Consider the following 25,661-nt stretch of genomic DNA (forward strand, 5'->3'; position numbering starts at 1 on the left):
CCCATGACGACCACTCTCGACGAACCCCCGGCCGACAAGCCCTCGGCTCCGGCGACCGGAACCACCACCCTCGTGCCGCGCCCCGAGCCGCTGGAGGAGCCGGAGGAGCACCGTCGCGTGGGCCGACTGCGCCGGGAGGACGCACTCGCCCTCGGCGGCGCCGCCGCGACCGGCCTCAGCCTGGCCTTCCTGCTCTTCGGCCGGCTGGCGCCCCTGTCGGGGGCGCTCGGCTTCGTCGTCGTAGCCCATCTGATCTTCCTGCTGGTCTACGCGATCCTGGTGTGGATGGATGCCTCTGCCGACGGGTCCAAGGCCGGGCCCGTCGTGCGCGACCGGCTGCTGACCGTCGTCCTGAGCTCTGTTGCTGTCCTGCTGTTCTGCGCGCTGGTGCTGGTCGTCGGCTTCACCGTGCTCCGCGGCTGGCACGCGTTGCCGCACGGCAGCTTCTACGCGCAGGACATGCAGGCGGCGGGGCCGCTGGACCCGATCACCGTCGGCGGCGTCCAGCACGCCGTCGCCGGCACCCTGATCCAGATCGCCATCGCGCTCGCGGTGAGCATTCCGCTGGGCATCGCCTGCGCCGTCTACCTAGGCCAGGTGCCCGGCAAGTTCTCCCGGTTCGTGCGCACCATCGTCGAGGCGATGACCGCGCTGCCCTCGATCGTGGCCGGACTGTTCATCTACGCGAGCTGGATCCTGATGCTCGGCTTCGAGAAGTCGGGCCTGGCGGCGGGGCTGGCGCTGAGCGTGATGATGCTCCCGATCGTCATCCGGGCTTCGGACGTGGTGCTGCGCCTGGTGCCGGGCACGCTGACGGAGGCCGCGGAGGCCCTGGGCGCGCCGCGCTGGCGCACGGTGTGGCACGTGATCCTGCCGTCCGCGCGCCCCGGCCTGGCCACCGCCGTCATCCTCGGCACCGCGCGCGGCATCGGCGAGACCTCCCCGGTCCTGCTCACGGCCGGCGCGACGGCCGCGCTCAACGTCAACCCCACGCACGGCCCGATGATGTCCCTGCCGCTCGCGGTGTTCACCTTCGTCAGGTCGCCCCAGTCGGCCATGGTCACGCGCGCCTTCGGCACCGCGCTGGTGCTGTTGACGCTCGTCCTGCTCCTCTTCACGCTCGCCCGCACGCTCGGCGGACGCGGACCCGGCCGGCTGAGCCCCCGCCAGGCCCGCCGCGCGGACCGCCGCTCGCAGCGCGACCTGGACCGTTTCGAGAGTGCCGGGACGGCACCCGCCCCGTCGGCCGACCTTGCGGACGCCACCGACAAGACTCCCCCGAACCCCGCTCCCACCGAGGTGGACTGATGCTCCGTCGGATACGTTCACGGCTGCGGTTCGCCGCCGCGGCCCTCGTGCTGGCTCCGGCGCTGCTGCTGGGCGCCGCCGCGCCCGCGGCCGCCGCGAGCTACACCCCCATCAGCGGGGCCGGCTCCAGCTGGGCCTTCAACGCTGTCGACCAGTGGCGCCGCGACGTCAAGCAGTACGGCATGCAGGTTTCCTACAACCCGCAGGGCTCCTCCTACGGCCGCCAGCAGTTCCTGGCCGGCACCACGGACTTCGCGGTCTCGGACATCCCCTTCCAGACCCATCCGACGGACGGCTCCGCTCCGGAGCGGCCGGTGGCCGGATCGTACGCGTACATGCCTATCGTGGCGGGCGGCACCGCGTTCATGTACCACCTGACCATCAACGGGCAGCGGGTCAACAACCTCCGCCTCGGCCAGGACACCCTGGCCAAGATCTTCACCGCGACCGTGCGGTACTGGGACGACCCTTCGATCAAGGCGGACAACCCGAATCTGAAGCTGCCGCACCGGGCCATCGTGCCCGTCGTCCGCTCGGACGGCTCGGGCGCCTCGGCGCAGTTCACGCTCTGGCTGTCGAAACGGCAGAGCGCGCTGTGGAAGGCGTATTGCGCCAGGGTCGGCCGCAGCAACGCCTGCGGGGAGACCTCGTACTATCCGACCGTCACCGGCATGATCGCCCAGTCCGGCGACCTCGGCGTGGCCGGCTACGTCTCCCAGGGCTACGGCGAGGGCTCCATCGGGTACGTCAACTACTCCTACGCCCTCAACGCGCATTTCCCCGTCGCCAAGTTGCTGAACAGGGCCGGGTACTACACGGAGCCGACGGCGCCGAACGTCGCGGTGTCCCTGCTCAAGGCGAAGATCAACACGAACAAGAGCTCCGCGGACTACCTCACCCAGAACCTGGACGGCGTCTACACCGACACCGATCCGCGCTCCTACGTGCTCTCCAGCTACGCCTACATGATCCTGCCGCTCAAGGTGCAGGGGACCTTCACCAAGGCCAAGGGGACGACGCTCGGCGCGTACTCGTACTACTTCATGTGCCAGGGCCAGCAGCAGGCGCCCGACCTGGGCTACTCCCCGCTGCCGATCAACCTGGTGAAGGCCGGGTTCGACCAGATCCGCAAGATTCCCGGCGTGGTCACCAAGAGCATCAACATCAATGGCTGCCACAACCCGACCTTCAGCCCGGACGGCACCAACCGTCTGGCCACCACCGCCCCCATGCCGCCGGCCTGCGACAAAAAGGGCGCGAGCCGGCAGTGCGCCACCGGCTCCGGCGGTGCCAGGAAGCGGTCCGGGGGCGCCGGCTCCACGGACTCGACCGGCCAGTCCGTCGGCGGCTCCGGCGGAGCCACCGGGGGAGCAGGCACCAGCGGGGGAGCGGACACCGCAGGCGGTGCCGGCACTGCCGGGGGCGCCGGCACCGCCGGAAAGGCGGGCACCACCATCGACCCCGACACCGGTCAGGTCGTCGGCTCCGCCGCCACGGGCGGCACCGGCACCACGGTGCTGGCCTCACCCGTCTCCCTGGCCGCCGACGACGGCTGGAGCGGCAGACAGACCCTGATGACGCTGGCCGCTCTCACCCTCCTCGTCGTGGTCCTGGTCCCCGCCGTGACCGCGCACGTGCTCTCGGCCCGCAACACCAGGGGGGAGCGGAAGTGAGGACACGTCAGCTCATCCGCGCGGCCGTGGGCGCGACCGCGGGCGCCCTCGCGGGCGCGCTGCTCTCCGTGGCGGTGGCGCCTGCCGCGGGCGCCGCGGCCCCGTCCGACCCGTCCGCGGCCACCGGCTCCGCCGTGACCGTCTCCGGGCGCGGCGAGTTCGCGGACATGAAGTTCACCGTGAGCCAGACCGAGGGACTGACCGACCGGGCCGTCACCGTCTCCTGGACCAGGGGCACGCCCACCACGTTCGCGGGCACCGACTTCAAGACCGACTTCGTCCAGATCATGCAGTGCTGGGGCGACGCCGACAACGTCGTTTCGGAGAACCCAGGCCCCCCGCGCACCCAGTGCGAGTTCGGGGCCTCGCCCACCACCGAACGCGCCAACTGGCCCGGCAACGGCTACGACGACACCCGCGCCGTCGTCTACCGCGCCAAGCCCGGCAACTACGGGCAGGACGACACCTTCGGCTCCACGATGCCGTACGGCCTCGGCGAGGTGCCGTTCAAGGCGGTCGACGGCACCGTCGTCACCAGCGGCACGCAGAACAACAGGTTCTTCAACCACAACACCACCAACGAGATCGACTTCGCCCGCACCGGGGCGGACGGCACCGGCTCGGAGATCTTCGAGACCCAGACCGTGAACGAGGCGCCGCAGCTGGGCTGCGGGGCCCCCATCACCCACGCCGACGGCACCGTCACCGGCCGCCCCTGCTGGCTGGTGATCGTCCCGCAGGGCCACCTCGACCTCGACGGCAGGCCCTACGAGGACCAGACCCAGGTCAACGCCGGCTCCCCGGTGTCCTCGACCAACTGGAAGAACCGCATCGCCGTCAAGCTCGACTTCAACCCCGTCGGCGCCTCCTGCACGATCGGCGCCAAGGAGCAGGACACCACCGGCAGCGAGCTCGTCGCCGAGGCGATGACCAGCTGGCAGGCCACGCTCTGCGGCAACGGCAACGGCACCGTCTACGGCTTCACCCAGCTCGGTGACGCCGACACCCGCGCCCGGATCACCTCCGGCGCGCGCACCCTCGGCTTCGTCACCCAGCCCCTCGGCTCGGACGACGGCACCACCGCGCCCCCGGGCACGGTGACGTACGCCCCGGTCGCGCTCTCCGGCGTGGCCATCGGCTTCAACATCGAACGGCAACCGAGCTCCAAGGCCACCGACGCCCAGCAGGCGCTGGCCGGAACCAGGTTCACCTCGATGAGGCTCAACCCCCGACTGATCGCCAAGCTGCTCACCGAGTCCTACCGCAACTCCCCCTGGGGCGCGGTCAAGACCGTCTACTCGAACGGCACCGAGACACTGACCGCCGCCAAGGGCTACGGCTGGGCCCTGCACAACCCGCCCGGCCTGCTGTCCGACCCGGAGTTCCTGGCGCTCAACCCGGGCTACGCGAACCAGGCCATCGCCGAGAACCCGAGCACCGATACGGACCTCGAGGTCGCGCTCGGCCACACCGACGCGGCCCGGCAGCTGTGGAACTACGTGCTCGCCGACAAGGACGCCCGGCGGTTCCTGGCGGGCGTGCCCGACGAGGACGGCATGCGGGTCAACCCGTACTACGGCACCAACGCCGACCTGAACCCCGTCGGCACCGCCTTCGACGCCACGCGGGACGACTACCCCAAGTCCGACCCGTGGACCACCATTCCGCCAGGTTCCGCCCAGGCCACCATCCAGCAGGGCATGAACGACTTCCACCCCTACGTGGACGACATGCTCCTGGCTGCCGTGCATGCGCGCCGCGGCGACCGGCTGTGGAAGTCCAGCTGGGACGCGACCGCCAACCCCCCGCTGTGGAAGTCCCCCGGCCCGCAGAACGTCGGCCAGCGCTTCCAGCTCGTCGTCACCGACACGGCAGCGGCGGCCCGTTACGGCCTGCAGACCGCTGCCCTGCTCAACTCCGCGGGCAGGTACGTCGCACCGACCTCTGACTCACTGACTGCCGCGGCTGCCTCCGCCACCGGCAGCCCTGCCGTCGCCCCGGTCACCGCGTCCGGGGCGACCGCGTACCCCCTGTCCATGCTGGTCAACGCCGTGGCCCGGCCTGGTCAGCTCGAGGCGGCCGAGCGAAAGAGCTACGCCGCGCTGCTGCGCTACGCCGCGGACAAGGGCCAGCGGCCCGGCATCGAGCCCGGCGACCTGCCGCTCGGCTACGCGCCGTTGAACAGCGCGATGCGGGGCAGGACGCTCGCGGCGGCGAAGCGGCTGGAGACCTACAAGGGCGGCCCGGCGGACGACGGTTCGCCCACGTCCAGGACCGGCGGTGGGGCAGGCGGCACGGGTGGTACGGGTGGAGCGGGTTCCGGCGAAGCGGGCAGCGGCACGGGTTCCACCACTGGGACCGCGACGGGCACCAATGCGTCCTCCAAGCGCGGCTCCACCGCCGGGCACGGCTCCACCGCGCCCGACCTGATCGCCACCGCCGGTGGCCGCACCCCGGCCGACCCGCCGGTCCCGCTGCGCCTCGCTCTTCCCATCGGCGCGGGAGCCGGTGCGCTCACCGGGCTGATCGCGCCGTTCGCGGCGGGCTGGCGTCCCCGGGGCGCGGCCACCGCACTCTCCGCGGCGCCGGCCTTCGTGCGACGTACGACTCGCCGACTGGGCGGGAGGTTCCGCAGGTGACCGCCACGATCGACAACGGGACGGCCCGTCCGGCCTCCGGCACGCGTCCGGCCTCCGCAGGCAAGGGCAGCAAAGGCACCGGTAACACCAGCACCGGCAGCACTGGCACCAAGGCTGGGAAGCGCCGCCCGGCGCTGTCCCATGTGACCGCCGGTGCGTTGCTCACGCTGAGCGTGCTGCTGCTCGGCATCTGCGCGCAGCTGGTCCTGCTCAGCCCACTGCAGCACCGCGCGGCCCAGTCGGCCGGCTTCGACCGGCTGCGCGGCGAGCTGGCCGCCGGCACGGTGGCCGTGTCGCAGACCGACCAGAGCGGGCGGTTGCTCGCCCCCGGCACACCGCTGATGCTGCTGGAGATCCCCGGGTTGCACGTCCACGAGGTGGTCTTCGAGGGCACCGACTCCGACGTACTGGCCAAGGGCCCCGGCCACCGCCGGGACACCCCGCTGCCCGGCCAGGCCGGCACCGCCGTGCTCATGGGCCGGGCAGCCGCCTACGGTGGACCGTTCGGGCACCTGGACGAACTGGCCCCCGGCGACACCTTCCGCATCACCACGGGCCAGGGCCGCTTCACCTTCCGGGTCCTCGGCATTCGGCGTGCGGGCGACCGCGCCCCCGCCTGGCCGGCCGCGGGGAAGGGCCGTGTCGTGCTGATGACCGCGACCGGCACGCCCTACCTCCCCACGGGCGTGTTGCGGCTGGACGCCGACCTGGTCGGCAAGGCGGCCGACACCCCGGCCCTGAAGATCGCCCCGGAGTCCCTGCCGCCGAGTGAACTCCCGCTCCGCGGCGGCTCCGTCATCTGGTGGCAGTTGGTGCTCTGGCTCCAGGCGCTGGCCTCCTCCTCCCTGGCAGCGGTCTGGGCCTGGTTCCGCTGGGGTCGCCGCCATACCTGGATCGCGTTCACCGGACCGGTCGGCGCCATCGGCCTCGAGGTGGCGGAACAGGTCACCCGGCTCCTCCCCAATCTGCTCTGACCCCTCCAGGACCGAGGTTTGGAACATGACCGACACCACTACCGCCACTACCGCCACCACCGAAGAGGCCGAGAAGACCAGGCCCCTGCCCGTCGTCACGAGCGAGGGCACCACCGTCGAGGACGCCGCCGCCGAGGACGCCGCCGCCGAGTTGCCCACCGTCCAGACCCACGGCCCGACGCCCGGCGCGGGCCCGGCCGAACTGGACGCCCGCCACGTGTCCGCCTGGTTCGGCAGCCACAAGGTGCTCGACCGGGTCTCCCTGACCATGCGGGCCGGCCAGGTCACGGCCCTGATCGGCCCGTCCGGCTGCGGCAAGTCCACCTTCCTGCGCACCCTCAACCGGATGCACGAGCTGGTGAGCGGCGCCGCCTTCGCCGGCGAGGTGCTCCTGGACGGCACCGACATCTACGCCCCTGGGCGCAGACTCACCGCGGCCCGCCGGGACATCGGCATGGTGTTCCAGAAACCCAACCCCTTCCCGGCGATGTCGATCTACGACAACGTGCTGGCGGGACTCAGACTGACGGGCCTCAAGGCCGGCCGCTCGGCCAAAGACGCCCTGGTCGAGGAGTCCCTGACCCGCGCGGGCCTGTGGAAGGAGGTCCGCGACCGCCTCCGCCGGCCCGGTGGCGCGCTCTCGGGCGGCCAGCAGCAGCGCCTGTGCATCGCACGCGCCCTCGCCGTACGCCCGCGCGTGCTGCTGATGGACGAGCCCTGCTCTGCACTGGACCCGACATCCACGCGGCGCGTGGAGGAGACGATCCGGAGCCTGTCGCAGGAGGTCACCGTCGTCATCGTGACCCACAACATGCAGCAGGCCGCGCGCGTCTCCGACGAGTGCGCGTTCTTCCTCGCCGAGCAGGGAGTCCCGGGCGGCATCGTCGAACACGGCCCCACCGACGCGATGTTCCACAACCCGCAGGACCAGCGCACTGCGGACTATGTCAACGGGCGCTTCGGCTGAGCGGGCTGTGAGGGGCGCCGGAGGGGGCAGTCGCGAGCGGTAGGGAAACCCCAAGTCGGAGCTCGCGACCGCGGGGGTTCTTGTCGGGCTCGATGGCGCGTCGTGGACGGGGTGTGCCAGCGGCGGCCGAGGGGGGACGAAACCGGGCGAGACGCCCAGCGCCCAGGGAGGCTCTTGCCTGACGGCGCGTTCCTATTCGTTCCCATGCAAGGCCAAAAAGCCCCTCGGAGATCACTCCCGAGGGCCCTTTCTGGCGCATCGTGCCTGGTCAGGCATGGTGCCCCCGGCAGGATTCGAACCTGCGACACCCGCTTTAGGAGCGTGGTGAGGCGAGTGCCGCTCTGACCTGCGAACTGTCCACCTGGGCGGACCAACGGCCAGCCATCCGTCGGCCACCGCCGTTCCCCGTGGCTCCCCGCTGGATCTGGCACGGGTGTGGCACGGGTATCAACTGATGTTCCTCAACATGGCTTCGGGGATGAACGCCTGAGCTGGTGCCCGACGCGCCGCCTCCGGTCAGGGCGAAAGCCGTCGCCATCTGTCATCGTCTGTCGTCGTTGGCTGCCCGCGTACGGCCCAGAGACGGCCCCGGAAGCTGCCGGGTCGTGGCCTTCGACCTTCACCTCCCGCCGCCGCAGACGCCTGCCGGACGTGCGTGTATCGCCATCTGCCGTACGGGTGGATCAATGCGTCATTCGCCGGGCCGTCAAGTGTCGTTCGAACCCTTTGCGGTGCCCGCCCCACGACAGTGGATCCCGCGGCAGAAGCCGTGACGGGATACGCGGACCGGTGGTGACACCGCGACGGGACGGGTAGCGCCGCGGCCTCGAATGTCCGGCGGCGACACGCTGCCACAGGAAGGGGTTCCGTCCGCCCCGGAGGAGTGCCATGCACGGTGTCCGTGCGATCCGGGCGCTGGCGGCCGCGGTGCTGACTCTGACGGGCCTAGCGGCCGCGCCGGCGACCGCACACGCCCGTCCGTCGGCCAGGGATCCCCAGCCGGCTTCCCAGCGCGTCTGCCCTCAGACTTCTACTTTCAGTCAGGCAGCCTGCCTGGCGAGGCTCCGCACAGGGCTGCAATTTCTCCCGTCCCTCCCACCAGGCGCCAAGCCACCCGGCCTCGGCGCCGATGACATCCGCAGCGCCTACGAGCTGCTCGGCCTACGCGGTCAGCAACGTACCGTGGCGATCACCATCGCCCACCATGATCCCAATCTGGAGAGCGACCTGGGCGTCTACCGCCGCCAGTTCCACCTGCCGGTGTGCACCAAGACCAACGGCTGCCTCCGTGTGATCAACCAGAGCGGCGGAACCACCCCGCCATCCACCACCGACCCCGGCTGGGCGTTCGAGGAGTCCATCGACGTGGACGCGGTGAGCGCCGCGTGCCCGAACTGCCGCATCCTGGTCGTCGAGAACGACAGCGCCTTCGCCTCCGACATGTTCGCGGGGGTCGACCAGGCCGTCGCACAGGGCGCGAAGTTCATCTCCAACAGCTGGGTCTTCCCCGAAGCCTCGTTCGAGACGAACTTCGACTTCCACTTCAACCACCCCGGCATTGCCTTCACCTTCGGCTCGGGCGACAACGGAGGCGTCACGCAGTATCCGCCCGCATCCCCCTATGTCACCGCCGTGGGCGGTACCACGCTGACCCGAGCGAACAACCAGCGCGGCTGGACGGAGAGTGCCTGGCCAGGTACCGGGTGCGGATGCTCTCTGTACGAGCCCAAGCCGCCCTTCCAGCACGACACCATCTGCCCCAACAGCCGCACCATCGCCGACGTCTCCGCAGTCGCCGCAGGCTTCGCTGTGTACGACACAGTCCCCCTTGACGGCTCCACCGGCTGGCTCGTCGCCGACGGCACCAGCATCGCCGCCCCCCTGGTCGCCGGCATGTACGCCCTGGCCGGCAACCCCACACCCGGCACATTCCCCAACAGCTACCCCTACGCCCACCCGCAGGACTTCCATGACATCACCACCGGCAGTGCGGGTTCCTTCTCCGCAGGCCCGGGCTACGACGCCCCCACCGGCATCGGAACCCCCGACGGCGTCAACGGGTTGCGGCTGCTCGATCCCGACGACTGGCACACGCCTGCGACGAAGCCGTTTTGGAAGGTGAAAAGGGACAGGGCAACAACGTAGGTCGGCGTAACGGCTTTGGGCGTGAGTTTCAATGGGCGAGTCAACCCGGTAGGCGGTCTTGAAAACCGTCGTGGCGCGAGTCACCGTGGGTTCAAATCCCACACCCACCGCAGGTGAACGGCCCCTGACCAGGTAAATCGGTCGGGGGCCGTTCTCGTGTGCACTGTCCGTCAACCACCGTGGTTCCCCGTCAGATACCGGTCGATTGGGCACGGCAGGGGCACGGGCACCTTCTGATCCGTAGCTCTGTGGTCATCGGTGCTTGAGGACATAGCGGGCGCACTGATGCAGCCAAGAGGCCACTGCTGGACGAGAAACGTGGCCCAAAGGCGGCTCCCAGGGTGCCGGGCTGACCACCACTGCCCATCATGCTGAACGAGTGTCCTCGCGCGGCTCAGGGACGACCTGAAGTCCGGCACGTTGCTCGCCCCTCGATGAGAACCAAAGGTGGCACGATTGCCGAGGTCTGCCCGCCTGGCCAGCCGAGGAGCAGGGGCCGGTAACGGTCACCAAGTTGTGCTGGTTGCTGTACCTCATTGCTGTACAGCGGTTGGGGTATCGGCTGCCTTTTGTGAGTGCCTGGTCAGGATGCACCAGTTCATATTGTCGGGGTCCCCTACGGTCAGCCCCACCACCAAGCGCCTCTTGTCCTGGTAGAGATCGAACGGGGTTTCTTCGTCCCCTATGGTCACATCGAGTTCTTGCTCAGCACCGGACTCGTAGATCCCCCAGGTGCCATCCCCGCTGTGCCGCTGCGTGATCTTGCCGTTCAGGTCCATGTCGGTAGGGATGCCGGTGGCGGAGGCCGATCCGTCCGGCCTCAAGGTCAACGTGGTGTCGCATTTCCGGGCGCGCCAGGTGCCTATGAGCTGAGAGCCGTGGACGTCCTTCGCGTGCGGATACCCGCCCCATCCCATGCACGCGGAGACCGACAGCGCCATAGGGGCCGAAATGAGCGCCCACTTCCATGCTCGGCTGTTCATCGCCGCCCCCTTCGTACCGGTGGCCTGATCTTAGATCGCGTGTTTGCTGAGCGCTGCCGGCGCTTCCCGTGGCGTGCCTCCCGAACGGGCATGCTGTCGCGGGTGTTCGGCCGATGTCCACGCGCAGACACCGCCTGGCCGACGGAGAGCAGGGGCTGGCGCGGAGGAGTAATAGACGGGATAGAGTCTCGCTCGCGGATTGGGGAGGTGAGCCATGGCCGCGCTTTTCTATTCCGCTGTCGTGGTGGGCGTCGCGTTGACAGCTTTCGCGGTCTTGCGGGAGCACGGAACGCGGCTTGCGAAGGCGGCATCCTGCTTGTGTCTGGCAATCGCCGCGCTCCCCGGGCTGGCCCTCGTCGGCATCGTTCTGCAAGTGATCTTCGGGTCGTGAGACGGTGCGGGGCTGGCTGAAGTGGCCGCACCCGGATTCTTCAGGAGGCCGCGATGCGACGCTGGTCGCCAGCTCGGGGAGGGGAACGACGTTGATCATTCACGGAGCTCTCTGCACCGTCAGGGCCGCGCCGAGCAGCACCACCGTTTTGATCACCTGAATGACGATCGTGCCCCGCATGCCGCTGAACGCCGTGGCGCAGACGACCAGTGCGCCGATCATGACGATGGCGGTCTTCTCGGCGCCGGGCCCGGTCATTCCCAGCAGCGCCGTGGTGGTCACGCCCGCGCCGGAGAGCTGCACCACCAGAACGGGGACGCACACGCTCAAGGTCACGACGGCGGTTGCGATCCTCGCCCCCGGCCCTGGAGCCCGCAGGGCGAACGTGTCGCCCAGGGTGTAGCCGGCGTGCTCGCGCAGGGGGCGTGCCAGCAGGAGGAGCACGCCGAGCGACAGTACGGTGCACAGGGTGATGAAGAGACCGTCGTAGCCGAACAGGGCGACGCTTCCCGTGGTGCCGAGCACCGCGGCGGTGGGCAGATAGACGCCGGTAAGGACGAGGGCCCCGCGCAGGGGCTTCAGCCCGCGTCCTCCTGTGTAGAAGTCGTTGATCCGGTCCCTCTCGGGGCCGCTGAGGGTGCAGATCAGCAGGATGGGGACGATGAACGTCAGAAAGCCCACCAGGACGAACCTCTGCGTGTGACTGTCCAGGGCGCCGGGCGCGGCGAGCAGGATCTGCGGACTCATCTGCTTTCCTCCCCGTCCGCGTGGGGGGCCGGGCCTCGGTCCGCGCGGCGGTCGTACCGCGCCGCCGTCCACACCAGCAGGGAGCCCTGGAGGAGCAGGGCCAGCTCGCCGATGCTGGTCTCTCGCCAGACGCGGGTGCCCAACAACTCGGCTGCGGAGCAGGCCAGCAGCACGTGCACGGCGAACGCCGATCCGTTGACCAGGGCGAAGGACACACCTGGGCGGTAAGGCCGTCGACGATGATGAAGGCGGGCGGAGTGCAGGTGGGTCATGGCGATCTCCGTACGGTGTTGGGCGGCGCAGGAAGGTCGGGCGTGGGGGATCACATGCGAGAGGACGTGGCGGTGCGGCTGGGGATCAGTGGGTTTCCGGGAGGGTGATCTGCCTCTTGAGGATCTTGCCGGTGGGTCCCTTGGGCAGGGCGTCGACGACCCTGATCTCGCGGGGGTACTTGTACGGCGCGACGCGCTGGCGGACGAACTCCCGCAGTTCGTTGCCGCACGACTCGGTGCCGGGTCGCAGGGCGACCACCGCGGCGACCTCCTCGCCGAGGGTGGCGTGCGGGACGCCGATCACGGCGGCTTCGGCCACGCCTGGGTGCTCGTAGAGGACCTCCTCGATCTCGCGCGGGTAGACGTTGAAGCCACCGCGGATGATCAGGTCCTTCTTGCGGTCGACGATGTAGTAGTAGCCGTCGTCGTCGACGCGGGCCAGGTCTCCCGTGCGCAGCCAGCCGTCCACGACGGTCTCCGCGGTCGCGTCGGGGCGCCCCCAGTAGCCGGCCATCACGTTGTGGCCGCGTACGCACAGTTCGCCGACGCCGTCCTGCGGGTTGAGGACGCACATCTCGACGCCCTCGATGGGGGTGCCGACGGAGCCGGGCTTGCGGGGCCGGTCCGGGTGGTTGAACGAGGCCACCGGGGAGGTCTCGGACATGCCGAAGCCCTCCAGGACGGTGCATGCGAAGACGGTCTCGAAGACGTGCAGGACCTCGACCGGGAGGGAAGCGCCGCCGGAGACGCACAGGCGCAGTGAGCTCATGTCGTGCTCGTGGGGGTCGGTCAGGCGCTCGGCGAGCATGGCGGAGTACATGGTCGGTACGCCCTCGAAGACCGTGACCCCTTGCTCCTCGATGGTGCGCAGTGCCTCGGCGGCGTCGAAGCGGGCGAGCAGGGTGAGCCTGGCGCCCGCCACCACGGCGGCGTTCATGGCGCACGCCTGGCCGAAGGCGTGGAACAGCGGCAGGCAGCCCATCACGACGTCGTCGGGGGTGAAACGGGCCAGGGTGCGCGCGGTGATCTCGGCGTTGCGTGCCAGGTTGGCGTGGGTGAGCATCGCGCCCTTGGGCACACCTGTGGTGCCGGAGGTGTAGAGGATGACGGCGAGGTCGTCGTCCTGCCTGGGTGTGGACGGGGCCGGGTCCGGATGCGCCTCGATCAGGTCCTCCAGTGCGCTGGGCACGATCGGCACGACCGGGGTCCCGGTGCCCTCGGCGCCGGCCCGGGCCTGGTCCGCCACGCTGTCCCAGGCGAGGAACAGCGCCATGCCGGAGTCGCGTACGTAGTGCGCGATCTCGCGCGGCTTGAGCAACGGGTTCATCGGCACGACGACCCCACCGGCGCGCACGATCCCGTAGTAGAGGACGGGAAACTCCGGCAGGTTGGGCAGCATCAGCCCCACCCGGTCACCGGGGGCGACACCGTGGGCGACGAGGAATGCGGCGGTACGGCCGGCGAGGGCGTTGAGCTCTGCGTAGGTGAGCCCCCGGTCGCCGAGCTCGACCGCGAGGCGGTCGCCGTGGTCGTCGGCGGCACGGGCAAGGAAGTCATTGAGGTTCATGAGGGCATTCGTTCCTGATCAGCCGCGGAGCGCGGAGGCGAAGATGGCGGGCAGCTGGGCGATGCGGGGGGCGGTGGTGAAGCCGGTGACGCGCTCGAGCGTGGTGCGGCCGGTACGGTTCGTGACGAAGTAGGGCGGACGCGGGGACAGCGACGGGGAGCCGGTGAGCAGACCACGCGGGGCGGGGGCGAACGGTGCGCGTACCACGGTCTTCTCGACGCCCTCGAGCATGAAGGCGTTGTGGACGAAGCCGGTGCCGCTGCCGATGTCCTGGCGGGTGTGTCCGGGGAACGCACCCCAGGGCGTGTAGCCGAGCAGGAAGCCCACCCCGGACCAGCAGTTGACGCCCAGGGTCCCGTAGCGCAACGCCGCGACAGCTGCCCGTACCGCGACCGCCGCCGACCGCTCGGTCGCGGGGTGGACGAGGAGGGTGGCGCCTAGCGTGCCGGGAAGGCGGTCGTTGGCGAAGTCGACCGCCTCGCGGAGGAATTCGGCCGGGGTGTCGCCGGGCAACCGGACCACGCCGAGGGCGCTGGCGAACACCTCGTCGGTGACGAGCGTGCCGTCGTAGCGGGTGATGTCCGGCACCAGGATCCGGCTGTCGTCCCCGAGGACCTCTGCGGCGGGATGTGCGGTGCGGACGGCCGCAAGGCGCTGCTCGGCTCCGGGGTAGTAGTCGGTGCGCGAGGGCAGGGCGCGCAGCACGGTGCGGATCTCGTCCAGCAGCCGTTCGGCGCCGGCCCAGTCGCGCGGCAGCACCAGGACCTGGCTGGCGATGCAGTTGTGGCCCGAGTTGTTCATCTTGCTGGTGACGATGTGCTCCGCCTGGAAGCGGAAGTCCGCGTCGCTCCACGGTCCGGGGACCACGATGCACGGGCTGACGCCGCCCAGTTCGCTGGTGAACGGCTTGTCGACGAGCGGCCTGTCGTCACGGCGGCGCTGCTCGGCGTGTTCGTCGGTGCCCCACACGATGGCGTCGTGGGTGCGGTCACTGCCGGTCACATGCAGGGAGTCCACGCCGTCGTGGCCGGTGAGGTAGGCGCCCTCGGCGGCGCCGCCGTCGACGAAACGGACCCAGCCGCGTGCGACGAACTCGGCGAAGACCTGCTCGAAGCAGGGGCGCAGATAGGCGTTGACCGGGTTCATCTTGGCGACGACGACCTGGCCCTCGGCGTACAGCTTGTGCAGGATGTCGAGCGCGGTGATGGAGGCAACGTTCCCGGCCCCGAGCACCAGCGCGACACCGGGCCGGCGCGTTGCGCCCCGGTACTCCCCTGCCGCCTGGGTCAGGGCCTGCTCGGGCGTGATGCCGTCACGCATCCACACCTCGGCGCAGTATCCGCTGAGCAGCACCCGGTCCCACCCGGTGGCGGGGAAGACGCCGACCACGGTACGGCCGCCCCCCTGCCGTACGGCCCGTGCCGGGACCGGGTCCTTGCCTGCGGCGATCCGGCGAAGGACATGCAACTGGGCGCTGGTGTTCTGGGCCAGGGCCCAGGGTCCGCCGGCCCAGTCCTCCGCCGCCCAGGGGGAGTCGGGAGCGTACCCCTTGGCCCGGGCGGCGGCCTCGACCATGTCGGCGGCGACGTCCCGGATCAGCGGCATGAGCCGTTCCAGCAGGCCTATGCGCTCGGTGAGCGGGGTGGCGGACCAGGATGCGGCGTTACGGCGCAGTTCACTGACGGCTCGATCGAGGGCGGTGGTGTCGAGGGCGGTGCTCTTCACGTGACTCCTTGGCGGGCGGACGGATGGGGGAACGGGGTCATGCGGCCAGTCGGCGCGCGTCCCGAACGGGGTCGACGAGGGCCACGGCGGCCACGCCACTAAGCAGGAGCAGGACACCCGACAGCAGCAAGGCATGCCGGTAGCCGTCCGCCCCCTGGGTGTCGACCAGGTGGCCGGTCAGGACGGGAGCGATGAGACCTGCCGTGGTCACCACGGCGTTCATCACTCCCAGGGCGCCGCCGCGACGCTGTTCCGGGGCAAGCTCGGCGATTGAGGTGACCGCGATGTTCGTCATCACGCCGCACAGGCCGAAGGTGATGACCAGCAGCAGTACGGTGACGGGCCCGGGCTGGGCCACCGGCAGGGCCAGGCAGCTCAGCGCCCCGCCGATCAGGGTGATACCGCCGACGCGGGCGCGGGCCCACCGGCTGCTCACACCGCGCCGCAGCAGCCAGCCGGTCAGCCCGGCCTGCCCGAGGACAGCGGCCGCGCCGACCGCCCAGAGCATGGCGATCAAGCTGGCCGCGGTAGTGGTGGGGTACCCCAGGCTGTCGTGCAGGTACGAGGGCACCCACACCAGCAGCAGGGCCAGGCACCAGTAGGTCCCGAAGTAGGCCACCGTTGTACCGATCCAGGTACGGGTACGCAGGATGCGGCGGTAGGGGACGACGGCGCCGGAGCAGGGAAGGACGCCCGCAGTACTGCCCGGGCCGTGGCTCGCGTGGTTGCCTTCCCGGCCGACGAAGGCCCACACCACTGCCCACAGCACGCCGACCGCCGCAACCACACCGAAGGCCGAACGCCAGCCGTGGTGATGGATCACCCACGTCAGTCCCGGTGCCGCGATCACGACACCCGAAGCGGTGCCGACGGTGATCAGGGCACCGGGGAGGTTGCGGCGATGGTCGGGGAACCAGGCCAGGGCACTGTGTTGGGCGACCGGGAAGGCCGGTCCCTCCGCTGCTCCCAGGACGATCCGTGAAGCGACCAGCATGGCCATGCCGCCTCCCAGCGCCATCGGCGTCTGCGCGACCGACCACAGGAGGGCCATGATCAGCAGGAGCCATCGGGGCGGGACGTGGTCGGCCAACAGCCCCACCGCTGCGCCAGAGATGGAGAACAGCAGGAAGAAGGCGCTGTTCGCCAGCCCGAAGTCGGTGGCCGACAGTCCGAGGTCGTGACGGATCGGGTCGGCCGCCAGTCCGAGGACGGACTTGTCGGCGAAATTGACCATCATGAAGACCACGAGGAGCAAGGTGACAGTCCACGCACGGCGCTTGGACTCACCCGGTCTCTTCCGGACGGGCTGGACGGGTGCGACATCGGTGTCGGTCATGCTGGCTCCGCGGTGAATGCTGCTGGAGAGCAGGGAGGGTCGTTGATGGGAGGTCAGGAGAGCGGGACGCCGGCGATCGCGATGCGCTCCATCACCCGGCGCTGCGGGAAGTAGTCGTTGATCGCGTAGTGTTGGGTGGCGATGTTGTCCCAGATCGCGACCGAGTCGGCCTGCCAGCGGAAGCGGACCTGGTACTCGGGAACGCGGGCCTGCAGCACCAGCTCGTCGAGCAGCTCGCGGCTCTCCTCCTCGGACAGACCTACGATCCGCACGGTGAACGGCTCGTTGACGTACAGCAGTCGGCGTCCCGTGCGCGGGTGCCGGACGACCACCGGGTGCTCGACCGGCGGCAGAGAGACACGCAGCGCCTCCACCTGATCCGGCGTCATCAGCGCACCCCAGCTGGGCACCCAGTCGTGCACCGCGGTGAGGCCCTCGATGCGCTCCTTCATGGCGTCGCTGAGGTTGTCGTACGCGGCTCCCATGTCCGCCCACATCGTGTCGCCGCCGGCAGGCGGGATCTCCACCCCTCGCAGGACGGAGCCGAGCGCAGGGGCGGCCATGAAGGAGTGGTCGCTGTGCCAGATGTTCTCGCCGCCGACGGTCATGGCGTCCTTGGCCAGACGGGATACGCCGACGGTGTCGCCCTTCGGGAAGAACGGGTTCGGCTCCGGCTCGCCCCAGATCCCGGCGAGGGCGTGCTGCGCGTCCGGGTCGAAGGCGTGCTGGTCGCGGAAGAAGATCACCTTCCATTCCAGCAGGGCCTGCTTGAGCTCCTCTGCGAGCTCCTCGCCGATCGGCTGCGACAGGTCGACACCGCCGATCTCCGCGCCGATGTGCGGGGTGAGCGGGGAGATCCGCAGCCGCTGGTATGCGCGTGCGGGCATGCCCGGCGCGGTGCGCTCGAGCGTGCGCGGGCCGTAGTGCATCAGCGGCTTGTCGACGGTGGGTCGGGGTGTGGCAGGGGCAGACATGCGGGCCTCCATGGCGGGCGCATCGAAAAATCGTTACGGGCAGTATCGATATTGGGGTGTGGGTGAACAAGGGCCTGTCGGCAACTTTTTCGAAGGGGCCCGGAATCAGGCCGGGCGGCCCACAGCACGGACGACGAGGTCGACCAGGTCGTCCACCAGGTGCTCATCGGGCAGTTCGCGCTCCGCAAGGAGGCGGTAGACCAGCGGCGCCGCCACCAGCGTGGCCGCGGAGCGAACGTCAATGTCGGGGCTGACCTCGCCACGGACGATCCCGCGCTCCAGGATCTTGCGCGTCTCGCCCATCATCCGGTCGACGAACTCGGCGTACGCCCCCCGCGCACCGCCGGCCTCCGCGGCCGCACCGATCAACTCCGCCAGCAACCGATCGGTACCCGGCTGCCGGTAGGCCGCCAGCCGTGCGGTGAGCACCTCTCGCAACTCCGCCCGCACATCCCCCAGATCCGCCACCGACAGCTCACCTATGCGCATCTCGGCAGCGGCGATGATCAGCGCCTGCTTCGTCGGCCAGCGCCGGTAGATGGCCGGCTTGCTCACCCCGGCACGCGCGGCGACGGCGTCCATCGTGACGGCCGCGATGCCCTGCTCCGTCACCAGCTCGATCACCGCCCCCAGGGCAGCGCCCGTCACCCGCTCGTCGCGCGGCCGTCCCGGCCCGCGCCCAGCCTTCCGCGCCTGCATGCCGACCACGGATCGAGGATACGGTCCCCCGGTCCTCGCCCGTCCGACGGGCCTGCGGATCGGAACCGGGAAGCCTGAGACTGAGCCCCGATGAGTCACCACATCGCCTCCGGGACAACCTCGGCACCGGGTCACCTCAGGACGTTGTCCACACCGCCGAGTCACCGCGTGGCCTCCTCCGCGCCCCGGGCCTTTGCCGCCTTCGGCCGGACGGTGGGAACAGGCAGGAACGGAAGGCGCAGGGCCGCGAAGGCGGACTCGGGCACGGCGGGACGAATCGGTTTGACCGGCGGGGTGGGCCGGTACGGCTCGCCCTGGGCGGGACGCGGGTCGGCCTCGCCCTTGTTGGGCCACAGGGACATGGCCCGTTCGGCCTGGGCGGTGATCGTCAGGGAGGGGTTGACCCCCAGGTTGGCGGAGATGGCAGAGCCGTCGACGACGCTGATGCCGGGGTGCCCGTAGAGACGCTGGTAGGGGTCGATGACGCCGGTGTCGGGACTGCCACCAATGGGGCAGCCGCCGATGAAGTGCGCGGTCAGCGGGACGTCGAAGATCTCGCCGACCGAGCTGCCCGGGAAGCCGTTGATCTCGCGGGCGAGCAGGCGGGCCGCCTCTTCGGCGGCGGGGATCCAGTTCGGGTTGGGGGCCCCGTGTCCCTGGCGGGAGGTCAGCTTGGCCGTGCCCCGGCGCATCTTCTTCGGGGAGACGGTGAGGGAGTTGTCCAGGGACTGCATGACCAGGGCGATGATGGTCCGCTCCGACCAGCGGCGCTTGCTCAGCGAGCGGGCGAGGAGAACGGGGTGCCGGGTGCAGGTGGTGAGGAAGCGCAGCCAGCGCGGGCCGCGGCCGCCCCCGGGCGCCTGTAGCACTGCCAGCAGGCCCATGGCGTTGGAGCCCTTGCCGTAGCGGACCGGCTCGATGTGGGTGTGCTCGTCCGGGTGGATGGACGAAGTGATCGCCACCCCCTTGGTGAAGTCGGCACGCTGCCCGTAGCGGCGGTCGGTGGTCTGTGCGGTGACCACGGCCTCGGAGTTGGTGCGGGTGAGGTGGCCCAGCCGGTCGGAGAGGTGCGGCAGGTCTCCCCGGGCCTTGAGGGTGTGCAGGAGCCTCTGGGTGCCGTAGGTGCCGGCGGCGACGACCACGTGGCGGGCGGTGAGGCTGCGCTTGCCCCGTCTGCGGGAGCCGGAGCGGCGGGTCTCGATGAGGTGGCCGGCGTCCTGTTCGCTGATGCGGGTGACGGTGGTGAGCGGGTGGATCTCCACGCCGTTGCGTTCGGCGAGGTGCAGGTAGTTCTCGGTGAGCATGTTCTTGGCCCCGTGGCGGCAGCCGGTCATGCACTCGCCGCACTCGATGCAGGCCCGGCGGGCGGGCCCCGCACCGCCGAAGTAGGGGTCCTGGGCCTCGTCGCCCGGCTGAGCCCGGCGGCAGCCGTCCGCGTCGTTGCCGTCGCCGAAGAAGACGCCGACCGGCGTCATGTGGAAGCTGTCACCCACACCCATAGTCTCTGCGACCGCCTGCAGGTGCGTGTCGGAGCGGGTGATGGTCGGGTTGAGCCGCACGCCGAGCATTCGCTGCGCCTGGTCGTAGTACGGCGCCAGTTCCTGCTCCCAGTCGGTGATGTGCCCCCACTGGTGATCGGTGAAGAACGCCTTCGGCGGCACGTACAGGGTGTTGGCGTAGTTGAGGGAGCCGCCCCCGACGCCTGCGCCGGCCAGGATGAGCACGTTGCGCAGCAGATGGATGCGCTGGATGCCGTAGAGGCCGAGGGCGGGCGCCCATACGTAGTTGCGCAGGTCCCAAGAGTTCTTCGGCAGGTCGGCGGTGGTGAACCGGCGGCCGGCCTCCAGGACCGCGACGCGGTAGCCCTTCTCGCTCAGCCGCAGGGCGGACACCGCCCCGCCGAAGCCGGAGCCGACCACGACGACGTCGTAGTCGTAGGCGTCGTCCTCCGGCGACTGATTGTGGTCGCGGGAGGTCGCGAAGGTCGTCATGGTCAGCCTCCGAGGGATGCGGTGAGGGCGGCCCGCGCCGTTGTCAGTGCTGCGGCGAGGGGGCCGGCGGCCTATCGGGGCGCGTACCGGCCGAAAACGTGGACAGTGCTGCGGGAGGATGCGGCGGCGAGCAGCCGCGCCAACGGTCGTCACCATCGACCCGCGGGCTGGCTCCTCTGGTCGGTGCGGCCACACCGTATGCCTCGCCGGCAACCACGGAGGATGTGCAGCCGCCCAGTATGAGAAACATCCGTTGTGCCGGCGCCACAACGCTGGCTAGCGTGATCCCATGGAGTCGACTGCCTCAGACGTCGCACCCTTGATCAAACAGGTCGCCGGGCAGCTCCTCGACGAGGTCGACGCCCTCCTCATGGACATCGACGCGGCGATCTTCGAGGTGGCCCCGGTCCTCGCCGAGGACCCGTCACTCGCCGCGGAGAGCCGGGCCAGCAGCCGGGCGAACGTACTGCGCTGGCTGACCGCCATGCAGCGGCGCCCCGGCGAACCGATCTCCCGGGACGCACCCCCGGAAACCCTCGATCTGGCCCGCTCCCTGGTGCGGCGCGGCGCCGAACTCGATGCCCTGGTGCAGTCCTACCGCCGTGGCCAGAACGTCGCCTGGCGGCGGTGGATGGACGTCGCGTCCGCTGCCGTCCCGGCGCGCGGCGACCTGGTCGAGCTGCTCCAGGTGTCCTCGGCCCTGATGTACGAATACGTCGACGGCGCGCTGGACGCCGTCATCACGCGCATGCAGCAAGAACGCCGGGACCTGCTCTCCGGCGCGCTGGCCCGCAGAGCCGAGACGATTCGGCTCCTCCTCGACGGAGCCCCTATCAGCGCCGACCGAGCCGGCCAACGACTCCACTACGACCTCACCGGACGGCATATCGCCATGGTGCTCTGGTCCGGCCCCCCGGGCGAGGTACACGGCATGCTCGAGCAGGCTGCCGGAATCCTCGCCACCGCGGCCCATACCCGCCCGCCCCTGACCCTGCCCGCCGGCACCCGCACGCTGTGGGCCTGGATCGCCGTCCGCCACGAACCGGACCTGCAGGCACTGCGCAACGCCATGGCCCGCGACACCCCCATGGTTCGCGCAGCCCTCGGGCCGCCACGCGAAGGAGTCACCGGGTTCAGGCGCAGCCACGCTGCCGCGCTCGCCGCACAACGGCTCCTCGTCGGCAACCCCGACGGAGAACAACTCACCGCCTACCGCGACATCGAAGCCGTCGCCCTTGCCAGCCAGGACGAGCAGCGCATGGAAGAGTTCATCTTCTCCACCCTGGGCTCCCTGTGCGGCAACGACCCGGCGCAAGCGGCCCTCCGCACCACCCTGCGCGTCTACCTCGACGAAGGCGGCAATGCCCCGCGAACAGCCGAACGCCTGCACACCCACCGCAACACCGTGCTGCACCGGATCGCCCGCGCCGAAACACTCCTTGGACGCCCGGTCACCGAACACCGCCTCGCCGTGTCCCTTGCACTGGAACTCCTGCACCACCTCGGTGACCGTGCACTGAGGAATACAGGCCAGAAACTCGCGTAAGGGCTGGCGATCGGCCAGGGGCCGTCATACCGCGTCGGGTGCCGGCTTGGCGTTGACAGCAGACCCGCGTTGTCCGAGGGGCTCTCCGCGCAGGCCTGGAGGTGAAACGGACGGTGTGGCACGGCAACGGACTGGCCTGGGCAGGTTCGTCCGGCAGGAATAGCACAGCGGAGTTGGCCCTCGTGCTGACAGGCCGGTTGCGCGTGGGACCCCGGCCGACCGGATGAACGGCACCACCGATGACCAAGTCGGCGGCGCACGCACGGTACGGTGACGCGCTCGAATGCGATGTGATGAAGGGCGCCGCCAACGGCGTGCTAGTGGGCCTGAGGTCCGGTTTCGCGTTCGACCGCTGCGGCCAGTGCGTATGCCACGTCCGAACGTAGTCGGTGATGTCGTCGTCCTAGGCCTGCGGCGGGGGCGCTGCCCGTCAGTCTGCTTGCCGGCGGGGACGTGATGCCGTGGTGTGCCATGCGGGTTCCAGGCTGTCGAGGAGGGCGTGGAAGGCCTTGTCGGCACGGTCCCAGTGGCTGTCTGCCAGCGGGGCGATCAGGAGGCCGACGGTGGCGTCGGTCAGGAGAGTGGCCTGGGTCCGGGCTCGGTCGGTGCTCATGCCGAGGTCGCGGAAGGCGGAGGTGAGCAGGGTCGTCCATTCGGTGACGATCTCGTGCATGACGGGCCCGTAGCGGTCCGGGTGAAGCACGCTGGCGCTCATGATCTCGAGGTAGAGAGGGAGCGTGGCGCGGACGTCGGGGTCGCGGAATTGCTGCCATACCTCCTCCACGAAGCGGCGCAGGCCCGCAGGGCTCGTGGGCGGGCCGACGGTCTCCAGTAGCTCACGGGCGCGCCGGAGGGGCCGGCGCTCGTAGATCTCGAGGGCCTCGGCGACCATCCGTTCCTTGCTGCCGAAGTAGTACAGGAGCATGCGGTCGCTGGTTCCCAGGGCCTCGGCCAGCGGGCGCAGGGAGAGGTCCGCGAGGCCGTTGCGCATCACGTACTCGCGGACCCGGTCGAGTAGGTCACGTCGCTTGGCTGGGTCGGGCGGGCGAGGCATGGAGGCTCCTGGGTGCGTGAGGGCCGCGACTCTCAGCTGTCCGTTATCACACTTTTGGCGAGGTCTTTACTGTAGCAGTCGCTTCATCTACAGTTTACCTGTAGCGACTGCTACAGGTAAGGCCTGGTGCATGCCCGGCGCGTTCACCGGCGGACCGTCCGCCGCCAACCCAGAAGGGACTGATCCCCATGGCCACCCGGGCCATCGGTTACCCCATCGGCTCTCGCCGGGGAGGCCGGTCCTCTCGTGCCGCCGTACGCTCGTGGGCTGGCAGGCAGCGGGCCATGTGGTCCCGCATGCTCGCGCCGCTGCGTCCGCTGGACGCGCCGCGCGGCCGTGCCACCGCCTGGGACGCCTCCTGGCCCCTGCAGCGGGAGCTGACCTCGGTGCGCCGAGCCCGGCGTCTGGTGACCGCGCAGCTGAACGAGTGGGCTCTGGGCGACCTGGCCGACACCGCCGAACTTCTGGTCAGCGAACTGGTCACCAACGCCTTGCGTCACACACGGGGGCCGCTCCGGGTCAACCTGCGGCTGCGAGACTCCCGCCTGCTGTGCGAGGTCGAGGACACCGAGTCCGCCGGCCCCGTACGCGGCGTCGTCGACCCGGACGCGGAAGGCGGCCGCGGCACCGAACTCCTCGACCTGCTCGCGGACGCTTGGGGCAGCATTCGGACAGCCACCGGCAAGACCATTTGGTTCGAGTTGCAGGCCGGGGCTGTCTGAGCGTGGCCCGAGCGCCGCGATGGCGGTGGTGGCAGCGGTCTGCTCTTGGGATGCAGATAAATGGTGTACGGGCTCGACCGGATCCGGGGGTTTGTTCCGGCGTCGGGATGAGGCCCGCCTAGGCGAATGGCCACCGGCTGATCTTTCAAGACGACCAAGTCTTTGAAGGAGATCAGCACGATGACCGCACCGGACAGTGTGAATGAACGGAAACTGAGACGACGGCATGGCCGGGCTCGCCGGCATCCTCGGTGTCGCGCGTGGCCGAACCTCTCAGGAGGTGAGGATGGAGATGCCGTCTCCGAGGAGTTTCAACCCGAGAACGAAGAACAGGACGGCCATCACGGCGACATTGTGCTGAGCTGCCCACTCTTTCCAGTTGCTGAGCGTGGTCTTGGCTCGCTCTCCCCCGATGAGAAAAACTCCCAGCGGGGCCAGCAGGCCGAGGGTGGCGATCAGGACGAAGATTGCCAGCGATGCGATCTGTTGCCCGACCGGCAGTCCGGCTGAGCCGATGGAGGCGGCCGCGGCGATGGTCAGCGGTGCGTTCTTGGCGTTGAGCGCGGCCAAGGCCAGTCCGAGTCCGAAGACCTTGACCGGCGTGAGGCGGTCGATCGCGCCCATCCACTTCGGCAGCTGGGCTTGCGAGGGATCCTTCGGGCGCCGGCGCCACAGCCGGGCGCCGAAGAGGACGAGGAACACGCCCAGAGCGAGCTTGAGGGCTCCCACCCAGGTGGCCGGGTGGTTGTGGGCGGAGGCACTTGCGGGGGAAGCGATCGCCAGCATCACCGCGCCCAGCGCCGAGAGTCCCAGGATCCAGCCGATGGTGAAGAGGGGGCCGTTGAGCCGTCCCCGAGGCGTGGCGAGTATGAGGATGAGGGCGATGATCGGGAGGGGGCTGATCGCGACGGCGGCCGCGAAACCCAGTATGTCGCCGAGAACTGCGCCCATGGTTGCCTCCTGTGGGCGTGAGGGTGGCGATCCGATGGAGCAAGTACTTGGCGGCAGTGGCAGCCCCAGAAGGTGACGACGTCCCCGGCACTCCCCATTCCATCTTCCTGTGCCGGGCCAGATCTGTCCTCGGGAGGTTCTCCGGACGCGAGGCCCCCCGCATGGGCCTGCCGCACCCGTGGTGCCGACGCGGCAGGAAACGTGATCGGCGCTGGTGGGGGAATCATGAAGTGATCACCTCGCGGTGCTGGAGCTTGCCGAGGATCCGCCCAGGTGAGCCCAGGTGCAGGGGCGAAGATGCGAGGCAGCGCATCCGCAGTGAGGATTGATATGTGAGGGCGATGGCGCCGCATGTCCGAGCGCTGGGCGACCCTCACACCGATCCGTGGCAGGAGAATCTCACGATGACTGCGACGACAGGTGCAACCCAATCAGCTCACCCCGAGCGCCCGGGCAGGTCGGACGGGGTCTGCAACGAGTTCACCGTCTTCACCGAGATCAAGCCGGGCCATGCGGATGCGCTGCGGGAGGATCTCGCCATGCTCGCCGACGCGACGAATGACGAGAGGGTCCATGCGGCCTTGCGCCAGATCGGCACCCTGCACGACGCACGGCACGTGATCTTCGACAACGACACCCGGCACATGTTCGCCAGCGTCTTCGACGGCTCCTGGGACACCTACATCGATGACTTCGCCCAGACGGAAGTCGGGGACCGCTTCGACAAGGTCTTCTCACACACCGAAGGGTTCCCCGGCGTCAAAGATCCGGGGGTGAAGGACTGGTTCATCTCCCACCAGGCGCCTGCGGGAGTCTTCGTCAGTTCCTATCCCGATCTGACCGTTCAGCAGGTCTGGAAGGACCAGCGCGTGAGCGAGGCGTTCCAAGCGGTGCTGGACACCCCCGAGTTCCGCGCGGCGCTGGACAACCCGGCCAACGCGGAGTTGGTGGCCACGCCTGCCTTCCAGAAGCTGCTGGAAGAAGCCTCGGCCTAGAA

The 25,661-nt window shown here is 69.9% G+C and carries 21 protein-coding genes and 1 tRNA gene; 11 read left to right on the top strand and 11 right to left on the bottom strand.

What is annotated here, in order from left to right:
* Window positions 1-3: 3 nt before the first annotated feature.
* From pstA to ACWGKT_RS03900, 7 genes are all read left to right on the top strand, one after another.
* Window positions 4-1,308: a phosphate ABC transporter permease PstA gene (gene pstA / locus ACWGKT_RS03870; protein ID WP_453272345.1), complete on the top strand. Its 1,305-nt coding sequence runs from the start codon at window positions 4-6 to the stop codon at window positions 1,306-1,308.
* Window positions 1,308-2,981 carry a substrate-binding domain-containing protein gene (locus ACWGKT_RS03875; protein WP_453272346.1) on the top strand — a complete coding sequence of 558 codons (1,674 nt, stop codon included), beginning with the start codon at window positions 1,308-1,310 and terminating at the stop codon, window positions 2,979-2,981. The genes pstA and ACWGKT_RS03875 overlap by 1 nt, the downstream gene beginning before the upstream one ends.
* Window positions 2,978-5,620, top strand: coding sequence for a hypothetical protein (locus ACWGKT_RS03880; RefSeq protein WP_453272347.1), 2,643 nt, complete (start codon window positions 2,978-2,980; stop codon window positions 5,618-5,620). The genes ACWGKT_RS03875 and ACWGKT_RS03880 overlap by 4 nt, the downstream gene beginning before the upstream one ends.
* Window positions 5,617-6,594 (top strand): sortase, encoded by a 978-nt coding sequence (locus ACWGKT_RS03885; protein ID WP_453272348.1) that lies wholly within the window; start codon window positions 5,617-5,619, stop codon window positions 6,592-6,594. The genes ACWGKT_RS03880 and ACWGKT_RS03885 overlap by 4 nt, the downstream gene beginning before the upstream one ends.
* Before the next feature lie 25 nt (window positions 6,595-6,619).
* Complete coding sequence (locus ACWGKT_RS03890) at window positions 6,620-7,561, top strand: phosphate ABC transporter ATP-binding protein (protein WP_453272349.1); 942 nt, start codon at window positions 6,620-6,622, stop codon at window positions 7,559-7,561.
* Window positions 7,562-8,743: 1,182 nt separating this feature from the next.
* Window positions 8,744-9,706: a S53 family peptidase gene (locus ACWGKT_RS03895; RefSeq protein ID WP_453272350.1), complete on the top strand. Its 963-nt coding sequence runs from the start codon at window positions 8,744-8,746 to the stop codon at window positions 9,704-9,706.
* A 21-nt stretch (window positions 9,707-9,727) separates the two neighbouring features.
* Window positions 9,728-9,816, top strand: a tRNA-Ser gene (locus ACWGKT_RS03900).
* 423 nt (window positions 9,817-10,239) lie between these two features.
* Here the strand turns inward: ACWGKT_RS03900 and ACWGKT_RS03905 are convergent.
* Window positions 10,240-10,689 carry a hypothetical protein gene (locus tag ACWGKT_RS03905; protein ID WP_453272351.1) on the bottom strand — a complete coding sequence of 150 codons (450 nt, stop codon included), beginning with the start codon at window positions 10,687-10,689 and terminating at the stop codon, window positions 10,240-10,242.
* Window positions 10,690-10,903: 214 nt separating this feature from the next.
* Here ACWGKT_RS03905 and ACWGKT_RS03910 point away from each other — a divergent pair, with 214 nt between their 5' ends.
* Entirely contained in the window at window positions 10,904-11,080 is a 177-nt protein-coding gene (locus tag ACWGKT_RS03910) for a hypothetical protein (RefSeq protein ID WP_453272352.1), read from the top strand.
* Window positions 11,081-11,179: 99 nt separating this feature from the next.
* Here the strand turns inward: ACWGKT_RS03910 and ACWGKT_RS03915 are convergent, their stop codons facing one another.
* The 8 genes from ACWGKT_RS03915 to ACWGKT_RS03950 form a co-directional block, all read right to left on the bottom strand.
* The gene (locus tag ACWGKT_RS03915; protein WP_453272353.1) at window positions 11,180-11,827 is read right to left on the bottom strand and encodes a sodium:solute symporter family transporter; all 648 of its coding nucleotides are present in this window, start codon (window positions 11,825-11,827) and stop codon (window positions 11,180-11,182) included.
* Complete coding sequence (locus ACWGKT_RS03920; protein WP_453272354.1) at window positions 11,824-12,042, bottom strand: hypothetical protein; 219 nt, start codon at window positions 12,040-12,042, stop codon at window positions 11,824-11,826. Before ACWGKT_RS03920 ends, ACWGKT_RS03915 begins: the two co-directional genes overlap by 4 nt.
* Window positions 12,043-12,184: 142 nt before the next feature.
* Window positions 12,185-13,666, bottom strand: coding sequence for a long-chain-fatty-acid--CoA ligase (locus ACWGKT_RS03925; protein ID WP_453272355.1), 1,482 nt, complete (start codon window positions 13,664-13,666; stop codon window positions 12,185-12,187).
* 18 nt (window positions 13,667-13,684) lie between these two features.
* Window positions 13,685-15,391: an aldehyde dehydrogenase family protein gene (locus tag ACWGKT_RS03930; protein WP_453272356.1), complete on the bottom strand. Its 1,707-nt coding sequence runs from the start codon at window positions 15,389-15,391 to the stop codon at window positions 13,685-13,687.
* Between the two features lie 37 nt (window positions 15,392-15,428).
* Window positions 15,429-16,727, bottom strand: coding sequence for an MFS transporter (locus ACWGKT_RS03935; RefSeq protein ID WP_453272357.1), 1,299 nt, complete (start codon window positions 16,725-16,727; stop codon window positions 15,429-15,431).
* Window positions 16,728-16,780: 53 nt separating this feature from the next.
* A complete protein-coding gene (locus ACWGKT_RS03940; protein ID WP_453272358.1) occupies window positions 16,781-17,701 on the bottom strand; it encodes a TauD/TfdA dioxygenase family protein in 921 nt (306 codons plus the stop codon).
* 105 nt (window positions 17,702-17,806) lie between these two features.
* Window positions 17,807-18,400: a TetR/AcrR family transcriptional regulator gene (locus ACWGKT_RS03945; RefSeq protein WP_453272487.1), complete on the bottom strand. Its 594-nt coding sequence runs from the start codon at window positions 18,398-18,400 to the stop codon at window positions 17,807-17,809.
* Window positions 18,401-18,561: 161 nt separating this feature from the next.
* Window positions 18,562-20,391, bottom strand: a complete 1,830-nt coding sequence (locus tag ACWGKT_RS03950; protein ID WP_453272359.1) for a GMC oxidoreductase — start codon at window positions 20,389-20,391, stop codon at window positions 18,562-18,564.
* A 289-nt stretch (window positions 20,392-20,680) separates the two neighbouring features.
* Here ACWGKT_RS03950 and ACWGKT_RS03955 point away from each other — a divergent pair, with 289 nt between their 5' ends.
* Complete coding sequence (locus ACWGKT_RS03955; RefSeq protein WP_453272360.1) at window positions 20,681-21,937, top strand: PucR family transcriptional regulator; 1,257 nt, start codon at window positions 20,681-20,683, stop codon at window positions 21,935-21,937.
* Window positions 21,938-22,367: 430 nt separating this feature from the next.
* On the opposite strand, the gene ACWGKT_RS03960 is transcribed toward ACWGKT_RS03955, so the two are convergent.
* Window positions 22,368-22,991, bottom strand: coding sequence for a TetR/AcrR family transcriptional regulator (locus ACWGKT_RS03960; RefSeq protein ID WP_453272361.1), 624 nt, complete (start codon window positions 22,989-22,991; stop codon window positions 22,368-22,370).
* A gap of 188 nt (window positions 22,992-23,179) precedes the next feature.
* Between ACWGKT_RS03960 and ACWGKT_RS03965 the strand changes: the two genes are divergently transcribed.
* The gene (locus ACWGKT_RS03965) at window positions 23,180-23,713 is read left to right on the top strand and encodes an ATP-binding protein (RefSeq protein WP_453272362.1); all 534 of its coding nucleotides are present in this window, start codon (window positions 23,180-23,182) and stop codon (window positions 23,711-23,713) included.
* 273 nt (window positions 23,714-23,986) lie between these two features.
* Here ACWGKT_RS03965 and ACWGKT_RS03970 read toward each other — a convergent pair whose 3' ends face one another.
* Window positions 23,987-24,664 carry a GAP family protein gene (locus ACWGKT_RS03970; protein WP_453272363.1) on the bottom strand — a complete coding sequence of 226 codons (678 nt, stop codon included), beginning with the start codon at window positions 24,662-24,664 and terminating at the stop codon, window positions 23,987-23,989.
* 404 nt (window positions 24,665-25,068) lie between these two features.
* Between ACWGKT_RS03970 and ACWGKT_RS03975 the strand changes: the two genes are divergently transcribed.
* Entirely contained in the window at window positions 25,069-25,659 is a 591-nt protein-coding gene (locus ACWGKT_RS03975; protein ID WP_453272364.1) for a hypothetical protein, read from the top strand.
* Window positions 25,660-25,661 lie beyond the last annotated feature (2 nt).

This window comes from Streptomyces sp. NPDC054794 (assembly GCF_053611585.1).

Coding starts and splice junctions, on each gene's coding strand:
- pstA (WP_453272345.1), top strand. CDS start 4: ATGACGACCACTCTCGACGAACCCCCGGCCGACAAGCCCTCGGCTCCG.
- ACWGKT_RS03875 (WP_453272346.1), top strand. CDS start 1,308: ATGCTCCGTCGGATACGTTCACGGCTGCGGTTCGCCGCCGCGGCCCTC.
- ACWGKT_RS03890 (WP_453272349.1), top strand. CDS start 6,620: ATGACCGACACCACTACCGCCACTACCGCCACCACCGAAGAGGCCGAG.
- ACWGKT_RS03905 (WP_453272351.1), bottom strand. CDS start 10,689: ATGAACAGCCGAGCATGGAAGTGGGCGCTCATTTCGGCCCCTATGGCG.
- ACWGKT_RS03910 (WP_453272352.1), top strand. CDS start 10,904: ATGGCCGCGCTTTTCTATTCCGCTGTCGTGGTGGGCGTCGCGTTGACA.
- ACWGKT_RS03915 (WP_453272353.1), bottom strand. CDS start 11,827: ATGAGTCCGCAGATCCTGCTCGCCGCGCCCGGCGCCCTGGACAGTCAC.
- ACWGKT_RS03925 (WP_453272355.1), bottom strand. CDS start 13,666: ATGAACCTCAATGACTTCCTTGCCCGTGCCGCCGACGACCACGGCGAC.
- ACWGKT_RS03935 (WP_453272357.1), bottom strand. CDS start 16,727: ATGACCGACACCGATGTCGCACCCGTCCAGCCCGTCCGGAAGAGACCG.
- ACWGKT_RS03940 (WP_453272358.1), bottom strand. CDS start 17,701: ATGTCTGCCCCTGCCACACCCCGACCCACCGTCGACAAGCCGCTGATG.
- ACWGKT_RS03945 (WP_453272487.1), bottom strand. CDS start 18,400: ATGCAGGCGCGGAAGGCTGGGCGCGGGCCGGGACGGCCGCGCGACGAG.
- ACWGKT_RS03950 (WP_453272359.1), bottom strand. CDS start 20,391: ATGACGACCTTCGCGACCTCCCGCGACCACAATCAGTCGCCGGAGGAC.
- ACWGKT_RS03955 (WP_453272360.1), top strand. CDS start 20,681: ATGGAGTCGACTGCCTCAGACGTCGCACCCTTGATCAAACAGGTCGCC.
- ACWGKT_RS03960 (WP_453272361.1), bottom strand. CDS start 22,991: ATGCCTCGCCCGCCCGACCCAGCCAAGCGACGTGACCTACTCGACCGG.
- ACWGKT_RS03965 (WP_453272362.1), top strand. CDS start 23,180: ATGGCCACCCGGGCCATCGGTTACCCCATCGGCTCTCGCCGGGGAGGC.
- ACWGKT_RS03970 (WP_453272363.1), bottom strand. CDS start 24,664: ATGGGCGCAGTTCTCGGCGACATACTGGGTTTCGCGGCCGCCGTCGCG.
- ACWGKT_RS03975 (WP_453272364.1), top strand. CDS start 25,069: ATGACTGCGACGACAGGTGCAACCCAATCAGCTCACCCCGAGCGCCCG.